The sequence below is a fragment of the Methylobacterium hispanicum genome, from assembly GCF_022179285.1.
Lineage (GTDB): Bacteria > Pseudomonadota > Alphaproteobacteria > Rhizobiales > Beijerinckiaceae > Methylobacterium > Methylobacterium hispanicum.
Genome location: NZ_BPQO01000088.1, coordinates 1 through 893 on the forward strand (window position 1 = coordinate 1; position 893 = coordinate 893).

1 protein-coding gene is annotated in these 893 nt (G+C 72.0%); it reads left to right on the forward strand.

Translation table 11 applies throughout. The features are described from left to right. On the forward strand, window positions 1-893 hold an 893-nt coding region (ruvB, locus tag MFF56_RS31855; RefSeq protein WP_066923745.1), incomplete at both ends, for a Holliday junction branch migration DNA helicase RuvB.

The following is an 893-nucleotide window of genomic DNA, read 5'->3' on the forward strand; positions in this document are numbered from 1 at the left end:
GCGGCACGCGCCAACATGCAGATCTTCATCGAGGCGGCGCGCAAGACCGGCCAGGCCCTCGACCACGTGCTGTTCGTCGGCCCGCCGGGGCTGGGCAAGACCACGCTCGCCCAGATCGTCGCCCGCGAACTCGGCGTGAACTTCCGCTCCACCTCCGGGCCCGTCATCGCCAAGGCCGGCGATCTGGCCGCCCAGCTCACCAACCTCGACGAGCGCGACGTCCTGTTCATCGACGAGATCCACCGCCTCAACCCGGCCGTGGAGGAGATCCTCTACCCCGCCATGGAGGACTACCAGCTCGACCTGATCATCGGCGAGGGCCCGGCCGCCCGCTCGGTCAAGATCGACCTGCCCAAGTTCACCCTGGTCGGCGCCACAACCCGCGCGGGGCTCCTCACCACCCCCTTGCGCGACCGCTTCGGCATCCCGATCCGGCTGGCCTTCTACGACGTGGACGAGCTGCAATTGATCGTCGAGCGCGGCGCGCGGGTGCTGGGCCTGGGCATGTCGGCGGAGGGCGCCAACGAGATCGCGCGGCGCGCGCGCGGCACGCCGCGCATCGCCGGCCGCCTGCTGCGGCGGGTGCGCGACTTCGCGGTGGTGGCCGAGGAGCCGGTGGTGACGCGCGCGCTGGCCGACCGGGCCCTGCAGCTCCTCGACGTGGACGCCATCGGCCTCGACGTGATGGACCGCAAGTACCTGAGCCTGATCGCGGGCTCGTTCGGGGGCGGGCCGGTCGGCATCGAGACGATCGCGGCGGCCCTGTCGGAGCCCCGCGACGCCATCGAGGACATCATCGAGCCCTACCTGATCCAGCAGGGCTTCGTGCAGCGCACCCCCCGCGGCCGCGTCCTCACCCCGCAGGCCTTCCGCCATATGGGCCTCGCCGTGCC